Below are 17,461 nucleotides of genomic sequence, written 5' to 3' on the forward strand. Positions count from 1 at the left end.
GAATATGACTCCCTGTGAAGTCGATCGCCCTTTATTTAACAAGAATGATTGGCTGATCACAAAGCGCCTCTCTAGTACAATGCCCGCCGGACAATCTATGAGACCGAGGACGCCATGTGGTTTAAAAACCTGCAGATTTATCGCTTTACCCGCCCCTTCGAGCTGACCGTCGAGCAGCTGGAAACCCAGCTGGAAGCCTGTGCCTTCACCCCGTGCGGCAGCCAGGACATCTCCCGGTTCGGGTGGGTCAAGCCCCTTGGCAAATTCGGCTCCACCCTGACCCACTCCGCCGCCGGCCACATCCTCATCTGTGCCCGCAAGGAAGAGAAGATGCTGCCCGGCACCGTGGTCAAGGAGATGCTGGCGGAGAAGGTAGAAGCGATCGAGTTCGAGCAGGGCCGCGCCCTCAAGAAGAAAGAGAAGGAAGCGCTCAAGGAGGAGATCCTCCACACCTTGCTGCCACGCGCCTTCAGCCGCACCAGCCAGACCTTCGCCTGGATCAATCCGGCCGACAACCTGATGGTGGTGGACGCGGGATCCGCCAAGAAGGCGGATGACCTGCTGGCCCTGCTGCGCAAATCCATCGGCACCCTGCCGGTGGTGCCGGTGGCCCTCAAGAACCCGCCCGAGATCACCATGACCGAGTGGCTGAACGAGGGCAACCTGCCCGCCTCCTTCACCCTGGAGGACGAGGCCGAGCTGCGCAGCGCCATGGAGCACGGCGGCATCATCCGCTGCAAGCAGCAGGATCTGATGACGGACGAGATCAAGAACCACCTGGCCAACGACAAGCTGGTTACCAAGCTGGCCCTCAACTGGGGCGAAACCCTGAGCTTCGTGCTGGGGGACGATCTCTCCATCAAGCGCCTGAAATTCAGCGAAGAGCTGCGCGAGCAAAACGACGACGTCACCAGCGAAGATCCGGCCGCCCGTCTGGATGCCGACTTCGCCCTGGTCACCGCCGAGCTGGCCCAGTTCATCCCGGCCCTGTTTGCCGCCCTGGGCGGTGAAGAGCAGTCCATCTAAGCGACTTGGCTCAGCCTGATTGCAAAAAACCGCCTCCGGGCGGTTTTTTTATGGGCATACGCTCGAAGCGACTTGTTGATAGATGAGTAACTTGTTGATCTGATTCAACAACTTGAGTCATTAGCGCCAATCGTGACATAGTCCCCCACTCATGCTCATAAAACAGACAAGGAGAGTGTCATGTTGCGCAAACCACTGGGGCTGGCCATCGCCCTCGCACTGCTGGCCGGCTGCGCCACTCAGCAGATGCAAGCGCCCCCCGCCCACACCCTGATCGCGCCGGAGGCCGCCAGCGGCTGGCAGGACAAACAGGGCTGGCAAGGCCGCGACTTCATGGTGGCCGCCGCCAACCCGCTGGCGGTGGAGGCGGGCTACCAGATGATCCAGGCCGGTGGCAGCGCGGTGGACGCCGCCATCGCGGTGCAGCTGGTGTTGACCTTGGTGGAGCCGCAATCCTCCGGCATCGGCGGCGGATCCCTCATGCTGGTGTGGGATGGCCAGAAAGTCGCGGCGGTGGATGGCCGCGAGACAACCCCCGCCGCCGCCACCGATCAGCTGTTCATGAAGGATGGCAAGCCGATGGCCTTCTACGACGGCGTGGTGGGCGGGCGCTCGGTGGGCGCCCCCGGCACGGTGCGGGCACTGGCGCTGGCCCACCAGCGTTACGGCAAGCTGCCCTGGGCTGCGCTGTTCGAGCCCGCCATCGCCCTCGCGGAGCAGGGATTCGTGATAAGCCCGCGGCTGGCCGCACTGCTAGCCAAGGATCCTTACCTTGCCAAGGACCCGGACGCGCGGGCCTACTTCTATCAGGCCGACGGCAGCCCCAAACCAGCGGGCAGCCGACTGACCAACCCGGCGCTGGCCAAGGTGCTGCGAACCCTGGCAAGCCAGGGGCCGGACGCCTTCTATCGCGGCCCGCTGGCCGAGGCCATGGTGGCCAAGGTGCACGCCCACCCGACCAACCCCGGGGTGCTGAGCGCGGTCGATCTCGCCAGCTACCGCGCCAAGCTGCGCGACGGCCTCTGCTTTGACTATCGCCAGAGCCGGGTATGCGGCTTCCCGGCCCCCTCGTCCGGCACCATTGCCCTCGGCCAGATCTTCGGCATGCTGGAGAGCCGCGACATGGCGGCCCTCAAACCGGTGCAGGGGGAGCAGGGCCAGCCGGCCGCCTCCGCCGAGGCGATCCACCTCTACAGCGAGGCGGCGCGGCTCGCCTTTGCCGATCGCAACCAGTACGTGGCGGACAGCGACTATGTGGCGGTCCCCGTCAGCGGCCTGCTCGACAAGCACTATCTGGCCCGGCGCGGCGCCCTCATCGGCGAGCGTTCCATGGGCCTGGCCAAAGCGGGCACCCCGCCGCTGGCGCCGGCTCGCGGCCAGGATGCCACCCCGGAGCTCCCCTCCACCAGCCACGTCTCCATCGTCGACAAGGCGGGCATGGCGGTCTCCATGACCAGCTCCATCGAAGACGGCTTCGGCTCGCGGTTGATGGTCAACGGCTACCTGCTCAACAACCAGCTCACCGACTTCTCCTTCACCTCGCTGGACGCCGCCGGGCTGCCGGTGGCCAACCGGGTGGAGCCGGGCAAGCGGCCGCGCTCCTCCATGTCCCCTTTGCTGGTGTTTGACAAGGACAGCGGTGAGCTCGAGATGAGCCTGGGCTCGCCGGGGGGCTCCGCCATCATCAACTACGTGGGCAAGACGTTGCTGGGCACCCAGGATTGGGGGCTCAACCTGCAGCAGGCGATCAATCTGCCCAACTTCGGCAGTCGCAACGGCCCCACCGAGCTGGAGGCGGGTCGCACCCCGGCCGCCGTGGTCGAGGCGCTCAAGGCAAAGGGGCACGAGGTGGTGCTGAGCGAGCAAACTTCCGGCCTGCAGGGCGTGCAGCGCAACACCGGCGGCTGGCTGGGCGCCGCCGATCCGCGCCGGGAGGGGATCGCCAAGGGCCAGTGAGCGCGGCTACATCTGCACTCGGAACCCCACGCAGTGAAGCGGCCAGTCGGCCGCTTTTTTGCTATCTCCCCTCCTCCAGCAGTGGCCAGAAAAACCATCATCGATTGATTACTGTTGCCAGCCTGACCGCCAGAGAGGCGCGCTTTCACCTCAAAACAGCAACTTATACAGTTTTAATCGCAAATTAAGTCGTAAATGTGGATAAATATTGTTTTTCTACCAAAAACGTATTATTTTTCAACAGAAACGGCAACTGTTGTCCCCCAGACACACCTCTGTGCATGCGGCCAGCATCTGTCTCTTTCGCCCCCTGCTCATTGACAGCTGCCCTCTTCGCCCGCGCGGTGATCTGGTAGCCCCCTGACTGCCATTAGCGAGGTGACGACATGGACCACTCCCTTCCCCTGATTACCACTCTGGTCGGCGGCTTCGTGCTGGCCTACATCCTCGGCATGTTTGCCCAGCGCCTCAAGATCTCCCCCATGGTGGGTTATCTGGCGGCCGGGGTGATCTCGGGTCCCTTCACCCCGGGTTATGTGGCCGACATGAAGCTGGTGCCCGAGCTGGCGGAGCTGGGGGTGATCCTGCTGATGTTCGGGGTGGGGCTGCACTTCTCCTTCCGCGATCTGATGTCGGTGAAGCGGATCGCCATCCCCGGCGCCATCGCCCAGATCGCGGTCGCCACCCTGCTCGGCATGGGGCTCTCCTCCCTGCTGGGCTGGGATCCGGTCGCCGGCCTGATGTTCGGCCTCGCCCTCTCCACCGCCAGTACCGTGGTGCTGCTGCGGGCGCTGGAGAGCCGTCAGAATCTGGAAACCCTGCAGGGGCGCATCGCCATCGGCTGGCTCATCGTCGAGGATCTGGTGATGGTGCTGGCGCTGGTGATGCTGCCGATCATCGCCGACATCCAGTTCGGCGAGCAGACCCTGAGCTGGCAGAGCATAGCGCTGGATCTGGGCTGGACCCTCGGCAAGGTGAGCCTGTTCGTGGCGCTGATGATGGTGGTGGGCAGCCGCTTCATCCCCTGGCTGCTGGCCCACACCGCCAGCACCGGCTCGCGCGAGCTGTTCACCCTGGCGGTGCTGACCTGCTCGCTCGGCATCGCCTTCGGCGCGGTCAAGCTGTTCGGCGTCTCCTTCGCCCTCGGCGCCTTCTTCACCGGCATCGTCATGAACCGCTCCGAGCTGAGCCATCGCGCCGCCAACAACACCCTGCCGCTGCAGGACGCCTTCGCCGTGCTGTTCTTCGTCTCGGTGGGCATGCTGTTCAACCCGGCGGTGCTGCTGACCGAGCCGCTGGCGGTGCTGGCCACCCTGTTCATCATCATGTTCGGCAAGTCGGCGGCGGCCTACGCCATCGTGCGACTGTTCCGCTACAGCCGGCGCACCGCCCTCACCATCTCCGCCAGCCTGGCCCAGATCGGCGAGTTCTCCTTCATCCTCATCGGGCTGGCCATCGTGCTCAAGCTGGTGCCGGAAGGGGCTCGTGACCTGATCCTGGTGGGGGCCAGCCTCTCCATCATGCTCAACCCGCTGGTGTTCAACGCCGTCGAGCGCTACCTGGAGAAACACCCGGACGCCGACAACGCCAAGGTGCTGGCCGAGTGCAAGTGCCCGGCGGTGGAGATGAAGGCCCACACCATACTGGTGGGCTATGGCCGGGTCGGCCGCCTGCTGGTGAACGGCCTGCAGCAGGCCGGCCGCGAGCTGGTGGTGATCGAGCAGGATCCGCACCGGCTCGAGAGCCTGCGCCAGGCCGACATTCCCCACGTCAACGGCAACGTGGCCGATGACGAGGTGCTGTGCCGCGCCGCCATCACCGACGCCAGCTGGCTGCTGGTGGCCATCCCAAACAGCTTCGAGGCCGGCGAGGCCATCGCCCAGGCCAAGCTCATCAACCCGGCGATCCGGGTGATCGCCCGCGCCCACAGCGACGACGAGGTGAGCTTCCTCACCAAGCAGGGAGCGGACAAGGTGATCATGGGCGAACGTGAGATAGCGCTCGGCATGCTGGCCCAGGCAACTGCGTAAACCCGCCATCCAGTACGCAAGAGGGGCCAAGGCCCCTCTTTTTATGTCTCTTTTTACACCCGTGCTTTGGGGTACCCAGACCCCCCCCCCACCCATGCCCACCGGCGTCTCGCGCCGATATGGCACAATTTGACTCCCGTTGTCAGCTCCCCAGGTCAGGGCAGAGCGCCGCCTCGGCGGCGGGCACGCTGCGCAGCTTCCCCTCGCCAGCACAAAGCTCCAGCGGTTACCCCCAGCGGGGCGCAGTAGACAGCAGATCCTGCAGCGGCCCCCACCGGACGGGGGTAGGGGCGCGCCAGATGGGCAAATTCGCCGTTTTCTCCCTTTGGCTAGACTGGGCCAGTCGTCTTATGACACCCACTTGGCACACATGCCTGCAACTCACTCTGGAAGGATCCGCTATGAAACCCTTGTTGACCGCCCTCTTGCTCCCCCTGCTGCCCCTCGCCGTACAGGCCGCCGAGCCCGTCTGGATCACGGTCGGTGCCGACAGCGGCGTCGAACTCAAGCAGGTCAAGGCCAAACTGGCCCCCCTGTTCAGCGCCAGCGGCGCCCCGGTCCAGCTGGCCCAGGTCGAGGCGAGCGAGCTTGGCACCCTCTCCCACCTGATGCACGAAGGGCACCAACGCTGCGGCGGCTATGTGGTGCACAGCACCCTGGCCGACGCCCTGCAGAGCATGGCCCAACCCATCAGCCAGAACCTGTTCAGCGCCCCGCCGCTGACCCAGGGGGCCAGCGTCAACCGGCTGCTGCCCTATCTGGATCAGGACAACATAGTCGGCACCATCAGCCAGCTCGCCAGCTGGCGCAACCGCTACTACACCACCACCACAGGGGTGCAGTCGGCGGACTGGGTGGCCGGCCAGTGGCAGACCCTGAGCGCGACCTTGCCCTGGGCCAGCGTCAGCCGGGTCAAGCACAGCGGCTATCCGCAGCAATCCGTGGTGCTGACCCTCAAGGGCAGCCGATACCCGGACGAAGTGGTGGTGCTCGGCGGTCACCTCGACTCCACCGCGGGCTCGGCTCCCAACAGCCGCACCCTGGCCCCCGGCGCCGATGACGATGCCTCCGGCATCGCCACCCTGACCGAGGTGCTGCGGGTCATCGCCGAGCAGGGCCGCCAGCCGGAACGTACTCTGCAGTTCATCGGCTATGCGGCGGAAGAGGTGGGGCTGCGCGGCTCCAAGGACATCGCCACCCGCTACAAGGCGGCCAATACCAAGGTGCTGGCGGCGCTGCAGCTGGACATGACCAACTACCAGGGCTCGGCGGAAGATATCATCTTCATGACCGACTACACCGACAAGGGGCTGACCGGCTATCTGGCCCAGCTGCTCGACGCCTATCTGCCCCAGATCCGCTACGGCTATGACAGTTGCGGTTACGGCTGCTCGGATCACGCCTCCTGGCATAATCAGGGCTACCCGGCCGCCATGCCGTTCGAGTCGCGCTTCAACGACTACAACCCCAACATCCACACCGCCCAGGACACCTTGCAGAACTCTGATCCCTCGGCTGCCCACGCCCTCAAGTTCGCCCAGCTGGCCACCAGCTTTGCCATCGAGATGGGCAAGATAAACTGAGCCGCCGAGGCGAGGTGACGTATCCAAAACAAGAGGGAGGCCAGGCCTCCCTCTTTCGTCTCTGCATCTGCCGCTCAGGGCTGTCGATGTATCCCGTCAAGCGGGGTATTGGGGCGCGGCAAGCCTTGCTGCGCGAGGGCCGTGGCGGCCTGGGCCTGGTGCATTTCAAGGCGCTCGAACGCGCGCAGCGCGCCATCGCGGGGAGCGGGATCCGCCGGCCAGCAGCTGGCGGGCAGCGCCTGCACACCCAGCAGGGCAAGGGACAACAGCAACAGATAAGGGGCCATCTTGCGACACTCTTTGCGGCACTACGGTGGCAGCAGAGTGTCTATTCTTGTCGAGGACCGATGACGGCTTGATGACGGGACGGGATCGTCATTTTACAACATCTGACGAGGCGGGCCGGCGCCGAGATACATATGGCGACATTTATGCCAAATCTGCGCGGACCAGTTAATTTATGCCCTAAAAAGTAGCCAAGAGGAAAACGTTATCCCTGAAAAGAAAACGTTATCTGGTCAAAACGTTGTTTCTGGATCATAAAAAGTATCCAAAAACTGGTGTATATTGCACGGCGGAAACTCCTTAACCATGAAGACTGACATGAAAAAGACCAAAATCGTCTGCACCATCGGTCCCAAGACCGAATCCAAAGAAATGCTGGCCAAGATGCTGGACGCCGGCATGAACGTCATGCGCCTGAACTTCTCCCACGGCGACTACGCCGAGCACGGTGGTCGCATCAGCAACCTGCGCGCTGTCATGGCCGAAACCGGCAAGCACGCAGCCATTCTGCTGGACACCAAGGGTCCGGAAATCCGTACCATCAAGCTGGAAGGCGGCAACGACGTTGCCCTGGTCGCTGGCCAGACCTTCACCTTCACCACCGACCAGACCGTGGTTGGCAACAAAGACAAAGTAGCCGTGACCTATGCCGGTTTCGCCAACGACCTGCGCGTCGGCAACCGCATCCTGGTTGACGATGGCCTGATCGGTCTGGACGTCATCGAGATCACCGAGCGCGAAGTCATCTGTAAAGTACTGAACAACGGCGATCTGGGCGAGAACAAGGGCATCAACCTGCCGGGCGTCTCCATCAAGCTGCCGGCCCTGGCCGAGAAAGACAAGCGCGACCTGATCTTCGGTTGCGAGCAAGGCGTTGATTTCGTTGCCGCCTCCTTCATTCGCAAGAAAGAAGACGTGCTGGAAATCCGTGAGCACCTGAAAGCCCACGGTGGCGAGAACATCCAGATCATCTCCAAGATCGAAAACCAGGAAGGCCTGGACAACTTCGACGAGATCCTGGCTGTTTCCGACGGCATCATGGTTGCCCGCGGCGACATGGGTGTCGAGATCCCGGTTGAAGAAGTGATCTTCGCCCAGAAGATGATCATCGAGAAGTGCAACAAAGCCCGCAAAGTGGTCATCACCGCCACCCAGATGCTGGACTCCATGATCAAGAACCCGCGTCCGACCCGCGCCGAAGCCGGCGACGTGGCCAACGCCATCCTGGACGGTACCGACGCAGTCATGCTGTCCGGTGAGTCCGCCAAGGGCAAATACCCGCTGGAAGCCGTGACCATCATGGCCACCATCTGCGAGCGTACCGATGCCGTGATGCCGTCCAACCTGTCTGCTGCCAACGACAGCAACAAGCTGCGCATCACCGAAGCCGTATGTAAAGGCGCGGTAGAGACCTCCGAGAAGCTGGATGCCCCGCTGATCGTGGTTGCCACCGAAGGCGGCAAGTCTGCCAAGGCCATCCGCAAGTACTTCCCGAAAGCCTGGATCCTGGCCATCACCACCAACAAGAAGACCGCTGCCCAGCTGGTACTGACCAAGGGTGTGGTTGCTCACGTGGTTGACAGCATCGCCTCCACCGACGATTTCTATCGTATCGGTAAAGAAGCGGCGCTGGCCAGCGGCATGGGTCTGAAGGGTGACGTGGTTGTCATGGTCTCCGGTGCCCTGGTACCGAGCGGCACCACCAACACCGCTTCTGTTCACGTTCTTTAATCGGAACTGAACAAGCTGAAAACGGCGCCTGCGGGCGCCGTTTTTTTTATCTGCCCCCCTGCTGCCCATTCCTGCCCGGTGTTAGAATCCACGCAGATTTAATCCAAGTGGGAAAATTCCCAAATATCGCGTAATAACCCGGAAGTTTTATGCTCTCAACACGCTTCAAAAGAGCCTCGGCCACCCTGTTGCCGCTGTTCTGCTTACTCGTCAGCCTCTGCGCCCCGCAGGCCATGGCGCAGGATGTGCCCTCACGTGCCAGTGTGCAGCGGGCACTCGATGCCCTTGGCAAGTCTGATACCCTCACCGTCAGCCAGCAGGCCGACCAGAAATTCCTGACCGACACCCTCACCCTGCTCGACAGCATCGAGAAGGAGAAGAGCAAGGCCAAGAGCCAGAGCGAGCGCATCCGCTCCCTGCCGGCCGAGCTCAGGGACATCAGCGCCAAGCTCGATGCCCTGACCCAGAACAAGAGTGCCGAACAGATCAAGAGTGAATACGCCAGCATGAGTCTGAGCGAGCTGGAGAGTCGCCAGCCCGACGTCATGGCCAACATGCAGGATGCCCAGGAAGCCCTCGGCACCATCGGCAGCCAGATCACCAGCCTGCAAACCCTGCCGGAGCGGGCCCAGGCCCTGATGAGCCGCGCCTATCAGCGCAGCCAGGAGATCCGTACCCGCCTCAATGCCGGTGACGGGGTGAGCGGCGCCGAGAAGATGAAGCTGGGCGCCGAGCTGGCCTTGCAGGAGCTGCAACTGGCCAACCTGCAACAGCAGCTGGACAACCGCACCAGCATGCAGGATCTGGCGGTCAAGCAGCGCGACTACCAGAGCGCCCGCCTCGCGAGCGAAGAGCAGAAGCTGCAACTGCTGCAAGAGCAGAGCAGTGCCAAGCGTCTCGGTGACACCGAGAAGACCGCCGAGCAGACCGGCGAGCTGGTCGCCGCGGATGACAATCCGCTGGTACAAAAAGAGCAGGAGCTCAACCATCAGCTCAGCCAGCAGCTGGTCAGCGCCACCACCAACCTCAACTCGCTGGTGCAGAAGAACCTGCAGGCCAAGAGCTGGCTGGAGCGCGGCACCCAGACCGAGCGTAACCTCAACGAACAGGTGCAGATGCTCAAGGGCAACCTGCTGCTGTCACGCATTCTCTACCAGCTCTATCAACAGCTGGAGTCATCGCCTTCCACGCTGGTGAAGAACCTGGAAGAGCAGATCGCCGACCTGCACCTGGCCCAGTTCGAGCTGAGCCAGCAGCGCGACCAGCTGTTCCAGAAGACCCAGTATCTGGACAACCTGATCGCCAGCAGCAGCGAGCCGGTGAGCGAGGAGGACAGAACCAGCCTCTCCAAGCTGCTCGACACCCGCATCAGCCTGCTCGACCAGCTCAACCGCCAGCTGGATGCCCAGCTGACCAACGCCATCAGCCTGCAGCTGACCCAGCAGCAGCTGGCGCGGATCTACTCCTCCATCGAATTTACCCTGCAGCAGCACATCTTCTGGGTGAGCAGCAACAAGCCCATCGATGGCAAGTGGTTCATCAGCTGGCCGGCCCAGGCCTACAAGCAGGCCTCCGACTGGGTGCTGAAACCGGACTGGAGCGGCTGGGGTGAAACCTTGCTGCCCATCACCCTGCTCGCCTTCCCGCTGCTGCTGGTGGGTGGTCTGCTGATCTGGAAGCGCCCGGCGCTGGTGGAGCGGCAGAAGAAGATCACCAAGGATCTGGGGCGTTTTCGCCAGGACAGCCAGTGGCACACCCCGCGTGCCCTGCTGTTTACCGTGCTGCAGCGCCTGCCGGGCAGCCTGTTCATCCTGGCTGCCGGCCTGCTGCTGACTGACTGCGGTCTGCTCAGCTCCAAGCTGATTTTCCAGATCACCCTCAACCTGGCGCTTGGCTACCTGGTGTTCAGCGTCTACCTGGCGGTGATGCGGCCGGGCGGCATCGCCGAGACCCATTTCCGCATTGCCAGAGCCGAACTGCAGGCCAAGCGCACCAGCATGCGCTACCTGTGGGTGCCCTTGCTGCCGCTCATCATGCTGTCGACCAAGGCGGTGGTAGAACCCTCGTCGCTGGGCAACGACGTGGTGGGTCAGGCGCTGACCCTGGCCCTGCTGGGGCTGGCCGCATACCTGGTGTTCCCCATTTCCCGCGCCCGCATCAAGGGCGAGGCGAGCATGCAGCAGTCCATCACCGCCATCGCCCTGGCGCTGGCACCGGTGGCGCTGATGGTGCTGGTCGGGCTGGGCTACTACTACACCGCCCTCAAGCTGACCGGCCGGCTGATCGAATCCTTCTACCTCATCATCATCTGGAGCCTGGTCTACCGCACCGCCCTGCGCGGGCTGGAGCTGGCGGCCCGCCGCCTGGCCTATCGCCGTGCGGTGGCCAAGCGCGAGCACAAGTCCTCGGAAGATGCGGAAGGGGGTGAGTCCATCGAAGAGCAGCCCATGGATCTGGAGGATGTCAGCCAGCAGTCCCTGCGCCTGACCCGCACCGTGCTGCTGCTGGTGTTCGGCGTCGCCTTCTACTGGCTCTGGTCCGATCTGGTGGCGGTTTTCTCCTACCTCGACAGCATGGTGCTGTGGCACAAGAGCGTGGGCTCCGGCGCCAATGCGGTGCTCTACCCCGTCAGCCTGAGCGATGTGCTGACCGCCATCTTCATGCTGGGGGCGGCCTGGTCACTGGCTCGCAACCTGCCGGGTCTGCTGGAGGTGCTGGTGCTCTCCAAGCTGCGTCTGGCCCAGGGCACGGCCTACGCCATCACCACCATGCTCAACTACGTGCTGATCGGGGTCGGTACCCTCACCGCCCTCTCCCTGATGGGCATGCAGTGGGACAAGCTGCAGTGGCTCGCCGCCGGTCTGACGGTCGGTATCGGTTTCGGTCTGCAGGAGGTGGTCGGCAACTTCGTCTCCGGCATCATCATCCTGTTCGAGCGTCCGGTGCGGATCGGTGACACCGTCACCATCGGTACCTTCTCCGGCACCGTCTCCAAGATCCGCATCCGCGCCACCACCATCACCGACTTCGACCGCAAGGAGGTGATCATCCCCAACAAGGTGCTGATGACCGAACGGCTGATCAACTGGTCGCTGAGCGACACCGTCACCCGGGTCATCGTGCGGGTGGGGGTGGCCTACGGCTCGGATCTGGAGCTGACCCGTACCCTGCTGAAACAGGCGGCGGACGACAACAGCCGCGTCTTGAAAGACCCGGCCCCCATCGTCTACTTCCTCACCTTCGGCCCCAGCACCCTGGATCACGAGCTGCGCTTCTTCGTGAGCGAGCTCGGCGATCGCAACCCGGCGGTGGACGAGCTGAACCGCAAGATCGACGCCCTGTTCAAGGCCAACGGCATCGAGATCGCGTTCAACCAGATGGATGTCTACATCAAAAACATGAAGGGCGAAGAGCAGAAGGTGGAGTCCGACTCCGCCCAGCCTCCCGCCCTGCCGGGTGCCCAGCCCGTCTAAGGCAGCACGCCATGCCACTCGAAGGCCCCGCAAGGGGCCTTTTTTATGGTCGGCGGCCAGCCATCTGCGCTGGTTTTGTGACACGCCGGCCAGAATGGGACACCGTTTGCCGCTAGCCTGAAGTGCTTACCTCCCCCAGTGAGGGGGTCTGCCAATCCGGGCCGGCCGCGATACACTGAGGGGCCAACCCCCACATTTGCCAAGGTGCGCCAATGAGTTCCCAATCCTCTCTGCTCTCTTTTCTCGGCTCTCCCCTGCTCGGGGTGGCCGCCACCTATGTCGACCCCGCCAGCAAGGAGACCGGCGTCTACATCTGCGGGGTCGAGATCCAGGCCGGTGACGAGCTGCTGCTGAGCTTCCCCAAGGGGCACCAACTGGCGGTGGGGGAGAAGATCACCCTGCATCTGGACAACCGCACCGGGGTCGACGAGTACGACGCCTCCTTGAGCGTCTATCGCGTCTCCTACAAGGGGGTGATAACACGCACCGCCCCGGACAAGGTGCAGGTCACCCCGCTGCAGTTCGAGCTCTGGTACGGCAACCGGGTGGTCTATGGTTTCGCCCGGCCGGACTATCAGCATCCGGCCGATGAACGCCCCGCCTGCGAGCTGCCGGTCACCCCGCTCACCGGCCTGCCGGTGCCAGACCTGCGCGAAGTGGAGAACAAGATCGGGGTGCTGGTGACCCGGGCCCAGTCCCAGCCGCACACCACAGTGCTGGCGTTTCTCTCCTCCGATGAGGACGACATCTTCTTCATCACCTTCCCAGAGACCTTCAAGTCGCAGTTGCTCAAGCGCGACGGGCGCTGCCACTTCGCCATCGACTCGCGGGCGGTGTTCACCTACACCCGCGCCATCGAGTGGAACTACACCATCATCGCCGCCGATGCCTACCAGATCCCGCAGGATCACCCGCTGTTCGAGCCCATTCGTGCCGCCTTCGTGCAGAAGAACCCGTGGGAAGTGGGTTTCTTCAGCCACCCGCAGGTGGAGCTCTACCACCTCAAGGCCCGTCAGGTGGTCTGCCCGGGGCGGGCAAAAGAGTAGGCCAGAGCGGTCCCGAAAGAGGATAAGATGACCGCCGTTGCCCATGACATGACAAGGAGTAGAGAGCAGATGCAGCAGGTCGTTTATGTGGCGAGCCCCGCCAGCCAGCAGATCCACGTGTTCGCCCTGGCCGGGAGCGGGGAGCTCGCGTTATTGCAGGTGGTCGACACCCCGGGCCAGGTCCAGCCGCTGGTGATCAGCCCGGACGGACACTGGCTCCATGCCGCCGTGCGGCCCGATTTTGCGCTCATCAGCTACCGGATTGGCGTGGATGGCCGACTCAGCGAGCCGAGCTCGGCGCCGCTCGCGGGCAGCGCCTCCCACACCGCCATCTCGGCCGACGGCCGCTTCCTGCTGGCGGCCTCATATGCCTTCAATCATGTCACCGTCTCCGCCATCGGAAGCACCGGTCGGGCAGCGCCGCCCCATCAGCAGCTCGATGGCTTGCAGGCCGCCCACTCGGTCACCCTGCTGGCCGCCGACAGCCAGGGCGAGCAGGAGGTACTGGTCGCCTGCCTCAAGGAGGACCGTATCCGCCGCTTTGTGCTCTGCCGGGAGGGTCGGCTGCGCCCCCATCCGCGGGGGGATCTGCAGACCGCCAGCGGCGCCGGCCCGCGCCATCTGGCGCTGCACCCAAGCAATGGCGACCTCTACTGCCTGAACGAGCTCGACTGCACCATCAACCGCTATCGGCGTAGCGCCGATGGCGACATCACACTGTGCCAGAGCCTGGAGATGCTGCCCGCCGGTTATCAGGGGGAGTACTGGGGCGCGGATCTGCACGTGACGCCGGATGGGCGCTTTCTCTACAGCAGCGAGCGGGCCAGCAGCCTGCTGACCCAGTTCGCCATTGCGCCGGATGGCGAGCTCGGCGTAGTCGACCACTTCCCCACCGAAACCATGCCGCGCGGCTTTGCCATCGACGGGCAGGGCCGCTGGCTGCTGGCGGCAGGGCAGGCCTCCCACCAGCTGGCGCTGCACCGCATCGATCCGGCCAGCGGCGCCCTGACCCTACAGGCACGCCAGCCGGCGGGCGAAGGGGCCATGTGGGTGCGGGTATTGACGCTGACGCCCTGAGCTCTCAGCACTTAGCCCCGAGCCCGGCGCATCGACAAAACAGAGAGGCCACCCTGGGGTGGCCTCTCTTTCATCATCTCAACGCACAGCAAGCCAGGCATTTAATCCTTGGCGCTCTCCATGGCACCCTCTTCGGAGTGCTGGGGCAGGATGAGGTTGAGCAGGATGGCGGCCACCGAGGCCAGACCCACACCCGCCAGGGCGAAGTCACCGATCTTCATCTCCAGCGCACCGACACCCACGGTCAGGGTCACGGCCACGATGGCGATGTTGCGCGACAGCCCCAGATCCACCTTGGACTCCACCAGGGTCTTGAGACCGATGGCGGCGATGGATCCGAACAGCAGCAGCATGATGCCGCCCATCACCGGCATCGGGATGGAGGTGAGCAGGGCGTTGAACTTGCCGAAGAAGGCCAGAATGATGGCGAACACCGCGGCCCAGGTCATGGTGACCGGGTTGAAGTTGCGAGTGATCATCACGGCGCCGGTCACTTCGGCATAGGTGGTGACGGGGGGACCACCGATGAAACCGGCGAAGCAGACGCCGATGCCGTCACCGGCCAGGGTACGGTGCAGACCCGGGTTCTTGGTGTAATCCTTGCCCGTCACACCACCGATGGCCAGCACGCCGCCGATGTGCTCGATACAGGGGGCGATGGCCACCGGCAGCATGAACAGCGCCGCAGCCCAGTTGATCTCGGGGGTCACGAAGTGGGGCAGCGCCAACCAGGGGGCATTCACCATGCCATCGAAGCTCACTTGACCCATCAGCACGGCGGCCACATAACCGGCGATGACGCCGGAGAGGATGGGAATGAGCTTGATCCAGCCCTTGCAGAACACCGCCGCAATCAGGGTCACCGCCAGCGAGATGCCGGCCAGGGTCAGCGCAACCGAGGCTGGCACGACCTGCTCACCGCCGGCACGGCCCATCGCCATGTTGCAGGCTACCTGGGCGACCGACAGACCGATCACCATGATCACCGGACCAATCACCACCGGCGGCAGCAGCTTGTGCACGAAACCCATCCCACGCACGCGAATGAGCGCGGCCAGGATGAAGTACATGAAACCGGCGGCAAACAGGCCGAACATGGTGGAGGGCAGGCCCCAGGTCTGGGTGGCGTAAATGATGGGGGCGATGAAGGCAAAGCTGGAACCGAGGAAAATCGGGACCTGGCGGCGGGTGCAGAGCTGGAACAGCAGGGTGCCCACACCGGCGCCAAGCAGGGCCATGGAGGGGTTCAGTCCGGTGAGCAGGGGCACCAGAACCATGGCACCGAAGGCGACAAACAGGATTTGCAGCCCGGCGACACTTTGCTTGACTAAGGAAAACATGGATGTCCTTAATTTTTTGATAACTGACAGGGATATTTGACACTTTTCAGTTATCACAAGACTTTTTCAAGGCACTGAATGAGCCATTCGGCGTCATTTGTTGCCTCTTACTGCTTGGGGAGAGCATGAAACTGGCTTTTTAGGCGGGATTCGTTGCTACAAGCATCGAGGAAGCGATTTTACGCACTTTTATCGCCGGCGCCAATCGTTTTTCCACGCTGTTTTGTTGTCAGGTGTTGCCCCTGCCCACTACCGGCCCCCTCTATACTTGATGGCGTGAACCCAGCCGGACAAGGAGTCCCCCATGTCACTGCCCGCTTTCAAGCCCAGCCAGCGCCGACTGCTGGTAGGCTCAGCCATCGCCCTGGCCCTGTTTGCCACCCCGCTCAGCTATGACTTCAGCCACCATCAATGGCAGCTGAATCAGGCCTATGCCAAGTCCTGTTTCGTGGCCGGCACCCGCATCCTGATGGCCGATGGGGAGGAGCGTCCCATCGAGACCCTGCGGGTCGGTGAACGGGTACGGGATCAATATGGCCACAGCAACCAGATCCTGGCGGTCGAGCGGGTACTGCTGGGAGCGCGCCGGCTGTACGGGCTCAACCGGCTGGCCCCCTTCTTCACCGCTGAGCACCCCTTGCTGACCACCCGTGGTTGGGCAGCCATCGCCCCGGCCATGACCCGTACCGAGAACCCGACCCTCGCCGTGCTGCCGCTCTTTACCGGCATGCATCTGCTGGGTTGGTCGGAGCACGGCAGCGCAGGCAACCTGGCGCTGGCCCCCCACCCCGCCCCGCTACTGGTGGAGTCCCTCTGCTGGCTGGACGCCCCGCCCACCACGGCACTGTTCAACCTGATCCTCGATGGCAGCCACAGCTATGTCGCCAATGGGCTGATCGTTCACAACAAGGATGGCGATGGCAGTGGAAACGGTGGAGGAGGAAGTAGCGGCGGAGGTGGTAGCGGTAGCAGTAGTGGAGGCAGTGACAGCGATGGCGGTGGCGGTGGCAGCAGCGGTGGAGGCAGCGACAGCGATGGCGGCGGCAGCAGCGGTGGAGGCAGTGACAGCGATGGCGGTAGCAGCAGCGGTGGAAGCAGTCACGATGGCGGCAGCGACAGCAGCCATGGTGGTGACGACCACGGCGGTGGGGAACATGCCGGCGGCGAGCAGCATGCAGGGGGCGATCGGCATGCCGGTGGTGAGCAGCATGGCGGAGGGGACCGCCACGCCGGCGGAGATCGTCATGGTGGCGGGCGTGGCCTCGGCAACGGCCTCGATGACAACGGGGTAGATGCCGTCGACGCCAACGGCAACGAGATCCGGGGCGATGGCACGGTCGACGACAACGGGGTAGATGCCGTCGATGCCAACGGCAACGAGATCCGGGGTGACGGCACGATCGACGACAACGGGGTAGATGCCGTCGATGCCGATGGCAACCAGATCCGGGGCGACGGTACGGTCGACGATCGCGGCCAGACCCTGACCGATGCGCAGGAGCAAGCGCTGATCCAGCAAGGGTTCAACAGCAAGGTGCAACCATGAGCCGTTATCTGCTGATCTGCCTGGCGCTGTGGTTGTCCGGCTGTGCCACCCAGCCAGCCACCCCGCTCTATCACCAGATGGACAAGCAGGATGTGGCGCTGGCCAATCAGGCGCTGGCCGAGGCGCTGCAAACCCGCCCCAAGGGCCAGAGCCTCACCTGGTTCAACTCCGCCAACCGCCACTCGGGCAGCGTCACGCCACTGCGCACCTTCCGCCACCCCAACGGCCTCTGGTGCCGCGACTACCGCGAGCAGCTCTACATAGGCCAGGCCAGCCAGCAGTGGCAGGACACCGCCTGCCGCAGCAAGGCGGGGCACTGGCTGCCGCTGCGCAGCTGACAGCTCAGGTAACAAAAAAGGGGTGGCCAT

The 17,461-nt window shown here is 63.8% G+C and carries 12 protein-coding genes; 10 read left to right on the forward strand and 2 right to left on the reverse strand.

Features of this window, described 5'->3' with window-relative positions:
- The first annotated feature begins 114 nt into the window (after window positions 1-114).
- The 4 genes from rdgC to OKB87_RS12605 all read left to right on the forward strand — a co-directional run bounded on the left by rdgC (window position 115) and on the right by OKB87_RS12605 (window position 6,595).
- Window positions 115-1,026, forward strand: a complete 912-nt coding sequence (rdgC, locus tag OKB87_RS12590) for a recombination-associated protein RdgC (RefSeq protein WP_011706841.1) — start codon at window positions 115-117, stop codon at window positions 1,024-1,026.
- 180 nt (window positions 1,027-1,206) lie between these two features.
- Window positions 1,207-2,982 carry a gamma-glutamyltransferase gene (ggt, locus tag OKB87_RS12595; RefSeq protein ID WP_270827633.1) on the forward strand — a complete coding sequence of 592 codons (1,776 nt, stop codon included), beginning with the start codon at window positions 1,207-1,209 and terminating at the stop codon, window positions 2,980-2,982.
- Window positions 2,983-3,368: 386 nt separating this feature from the next.
- Window positions 3,369-5,012, forward strand: coding sequence for a YbaL family putative K(+) efflux transporter (gene ybaL / locus OKB87_RS12600; protein WP_024944173.1), 1,644 nt, complete (start codon window positions 3,369-3,371; stop codon window positions 5,010-5,012).
- 401 nt (window positions 5,013-5,413) lie between these two features.
- Window positions 5,414-6,595, forward strand: a complete 1,182-nt coding sequence (locus OKB87_RS12605) for a M28 family metallopeptidase (protein WP_270827634.1) — start codon at window positions 5,414-5,416, stop codon at window positions 6,593-6,595.
- 74 nt (window positions 6,596-6,669) lie between these two features.
- On the opposite strand, the gene OKB87_RS12610 is transcribed toward OKB87_RS12605, so the two are convergent.
- Window positions 6,670-6,882 (reverse strand): hypothetical protein, encoded by a 213-nt coding sequence (locus OKB87_RS12610; protein WP_270827635.1) that lies wholly within the window; start codon window positions 6,880-6,882, stop codon window positions 6,670-6,672.
- 316 nt (window positions 6,883-7,198) lie between these two features.
- On the opposite strand from OKB87_RS12610, the gene pykF reads away from it, so the two are divergent.
- The 4 genes from pykF to pgl all read left to right on the forward strand — a co-directional run bounded on the left by pykF (window position 7,199) and on the right by pgl (window position 14,207).
- Window positions 7,199-8,611: a pyruvate kinase PykF gene (gene pykF / locus OKB87_RS12615; protein ID WP_010633307.1), complete on the forward strand. Its 1,413-nt coding sequence runs from the start codon at window positions 7,199-7,201 to the stop codon at window positions 8,609-8,611.
- 149 nt (window positions 8,612-8,760) lie between these two features.
- Window positions 8,761-12,084, forward strand: a complete 3,324-nt coding sequence (mscK, locus tag OKB87_RS12620) for a mechanosensitive channel MscK (protein ID WP_270827636.1) — start codon at window positions 8,761-8,763, stop codon at window positions 12,082-12,084.
- Between the two features lie 212 nt (window positions 12,085-12,296).
- A complete protein-coding gene (locus tag OKB87_RS12625) occupies window positions 12,297-13,130 on the forward strand; it encodes a hypothetical protein (RefSeq protein ID WP_270827637.1) in 834 nt (277 codons plus the stop codon).
- A gap of 69 nt (window positions 13,131-13,199) precedes the next feature.
- Window positions 13,200-14,207, forward strand: a complete 1,008-nt coding sequence (pgl, locus tag OKB87_RS12630) for a 6-phosphogluconolactonase (protein WP_270827638.1) — start codon at window positions 13,200-13,202, stop codon at window positions 14,205-14,207.
- A 101-nt stretch (window positions 14,208-14,308) separates the two neighbouring features.
- Here pgl and OKB87_RS12635 read toward each other — a convergent pair whose 3' ends face one another.
- On the reverse strand, window positions 14,309-15,547 hold the full coding sequence (locus OKB87_RS12635) for a uracil-xanthine permease family protein (RefSeq protein ID WP_016351527.1): 1,239 nt from the start codon (window positions 15,545-15,547) through the stop codon (window positions 14,309-14,311).
- Between the two features lie 304 nt (window positions 15,548-15,851).
- Here OKB87_RS12635 and OKB87_RS12640 point away from each other — a divergent pair, with 304 nt between their 5' ends.
- A complete protein-coding gene (locus OKB87_RS12640) occupies window positions 15,852-17,093 on the forward strand; it encodes a hypothetical protein (protein WP_270827639.1) in 1,242 nt (413 codons plus the stop codon).
- Complete coding sequence (locus OKB87_RS12645) at window positions 17,090-17,431, forward strand: RT0821/Lpp0805 family surface protein (protein WP_270827641.1); 342 nt, start codon at window positions 17,090-17,092, stop codon at window positions 17,429-17,431. Before OKB87_RS12640 ends, OKB87_RS12645 begins: the two co-directional genes overlap by 4 nt.
- The last annotated feature ends 30 nt before the right edge of the window (window positions 17,432-17,461 follow it).

Origin of the sequence: Aeromonas sp. Y318-1 (genome assembly GCF_027706125.1) — a bacterium.
Taxonomy (GTDB): Bacteria; Pseudomonadota; Gammaproteobacteria; order Enterobacterales; family Aeromonadaceae; genus Aeromonas; species Aeromonas hydrophila.

Coding starts and splice junctions, on each gene's coding strand:
- rdgC (WP_011706841.1), top strand. CDS start 115: ATGTGGTTTAAAAACCTGCAGATTTATCGCTTTACCCGCCCCTTCGAG.
- ggt (WP_270827633.1), top strand. CDS start 1,207: ATGTTGCGCAAACCACTGGGGCTGGCCATCGCCCTCGCACTGCTGGCC.
- ybaL (WP_024944173.1), top strand. CDS start 3,369: ATGGACCACTCCCTTCCCCTGATTACCACTCTGGTCGGCGGCTTCGTG.
- OKB87_RS12605 (WP_270827634.1), top strand. CDS start 5,414: ATGAAACCCTTGTTGACCGCCCTCTTGCTCCCCCTGCTGCCCCTCGCC.
- OKB87_RS12610 (WP_270827635.1), bottom strand. CDS start 6,882: ATGGCCCCTTATCTGTTGCTGTTGTCCCTTGCCCTGCTGGGTGTGCAG.
- pykF (WP_010633307.1), top strand. CDS start 7,199: ATGAAAAAGACCAAAATCGTCTGCACCATCGGTCCCAAGACCGAATCC.
- mscK (WP_270827636.1), top strand. CDS start 8,761: ATGCTCTCAACACGCTTCAAAAGAGCCTCGGCCACCCTGTTGCCGCTG.
- OKB87_RS12625 (WP_270827637.1), top strand. CDS start 12,297: ATGAGTTCCCAATCCTCTCTGCTCTCTTTTCTCGGCTCTCCCCTGCTC.
- pgl (WP_270827638.1), top strand. CDS start 13,200: ATGCAGCAGGTCGTTTATGTGGCGAGCCCCGCCAGCCAGCAGATCCAC.
- OKB87_RS12635 (WP_016351527.1), bottom strand. CDS start 15,547: ATGTTTTCCTTAGTCAAGCAAAGTGTCGCCGGGCTGCAAATCCTGTTT.
- OKB87_RS12640 (WP_270827639.1), top strand. CDS start 15,852: ATGTCACTGCCCGCTTTCAAGCCCAGCCAGCGCCGACTGCTGGTAGGC.
- OKB87_RS12645 (WP_270827641.1), top strand. CDS start 17,090: ATGAGCCGTTATCTGCTGATCTGCCTGGCGCTGTGGTTGTCCGGCTGT.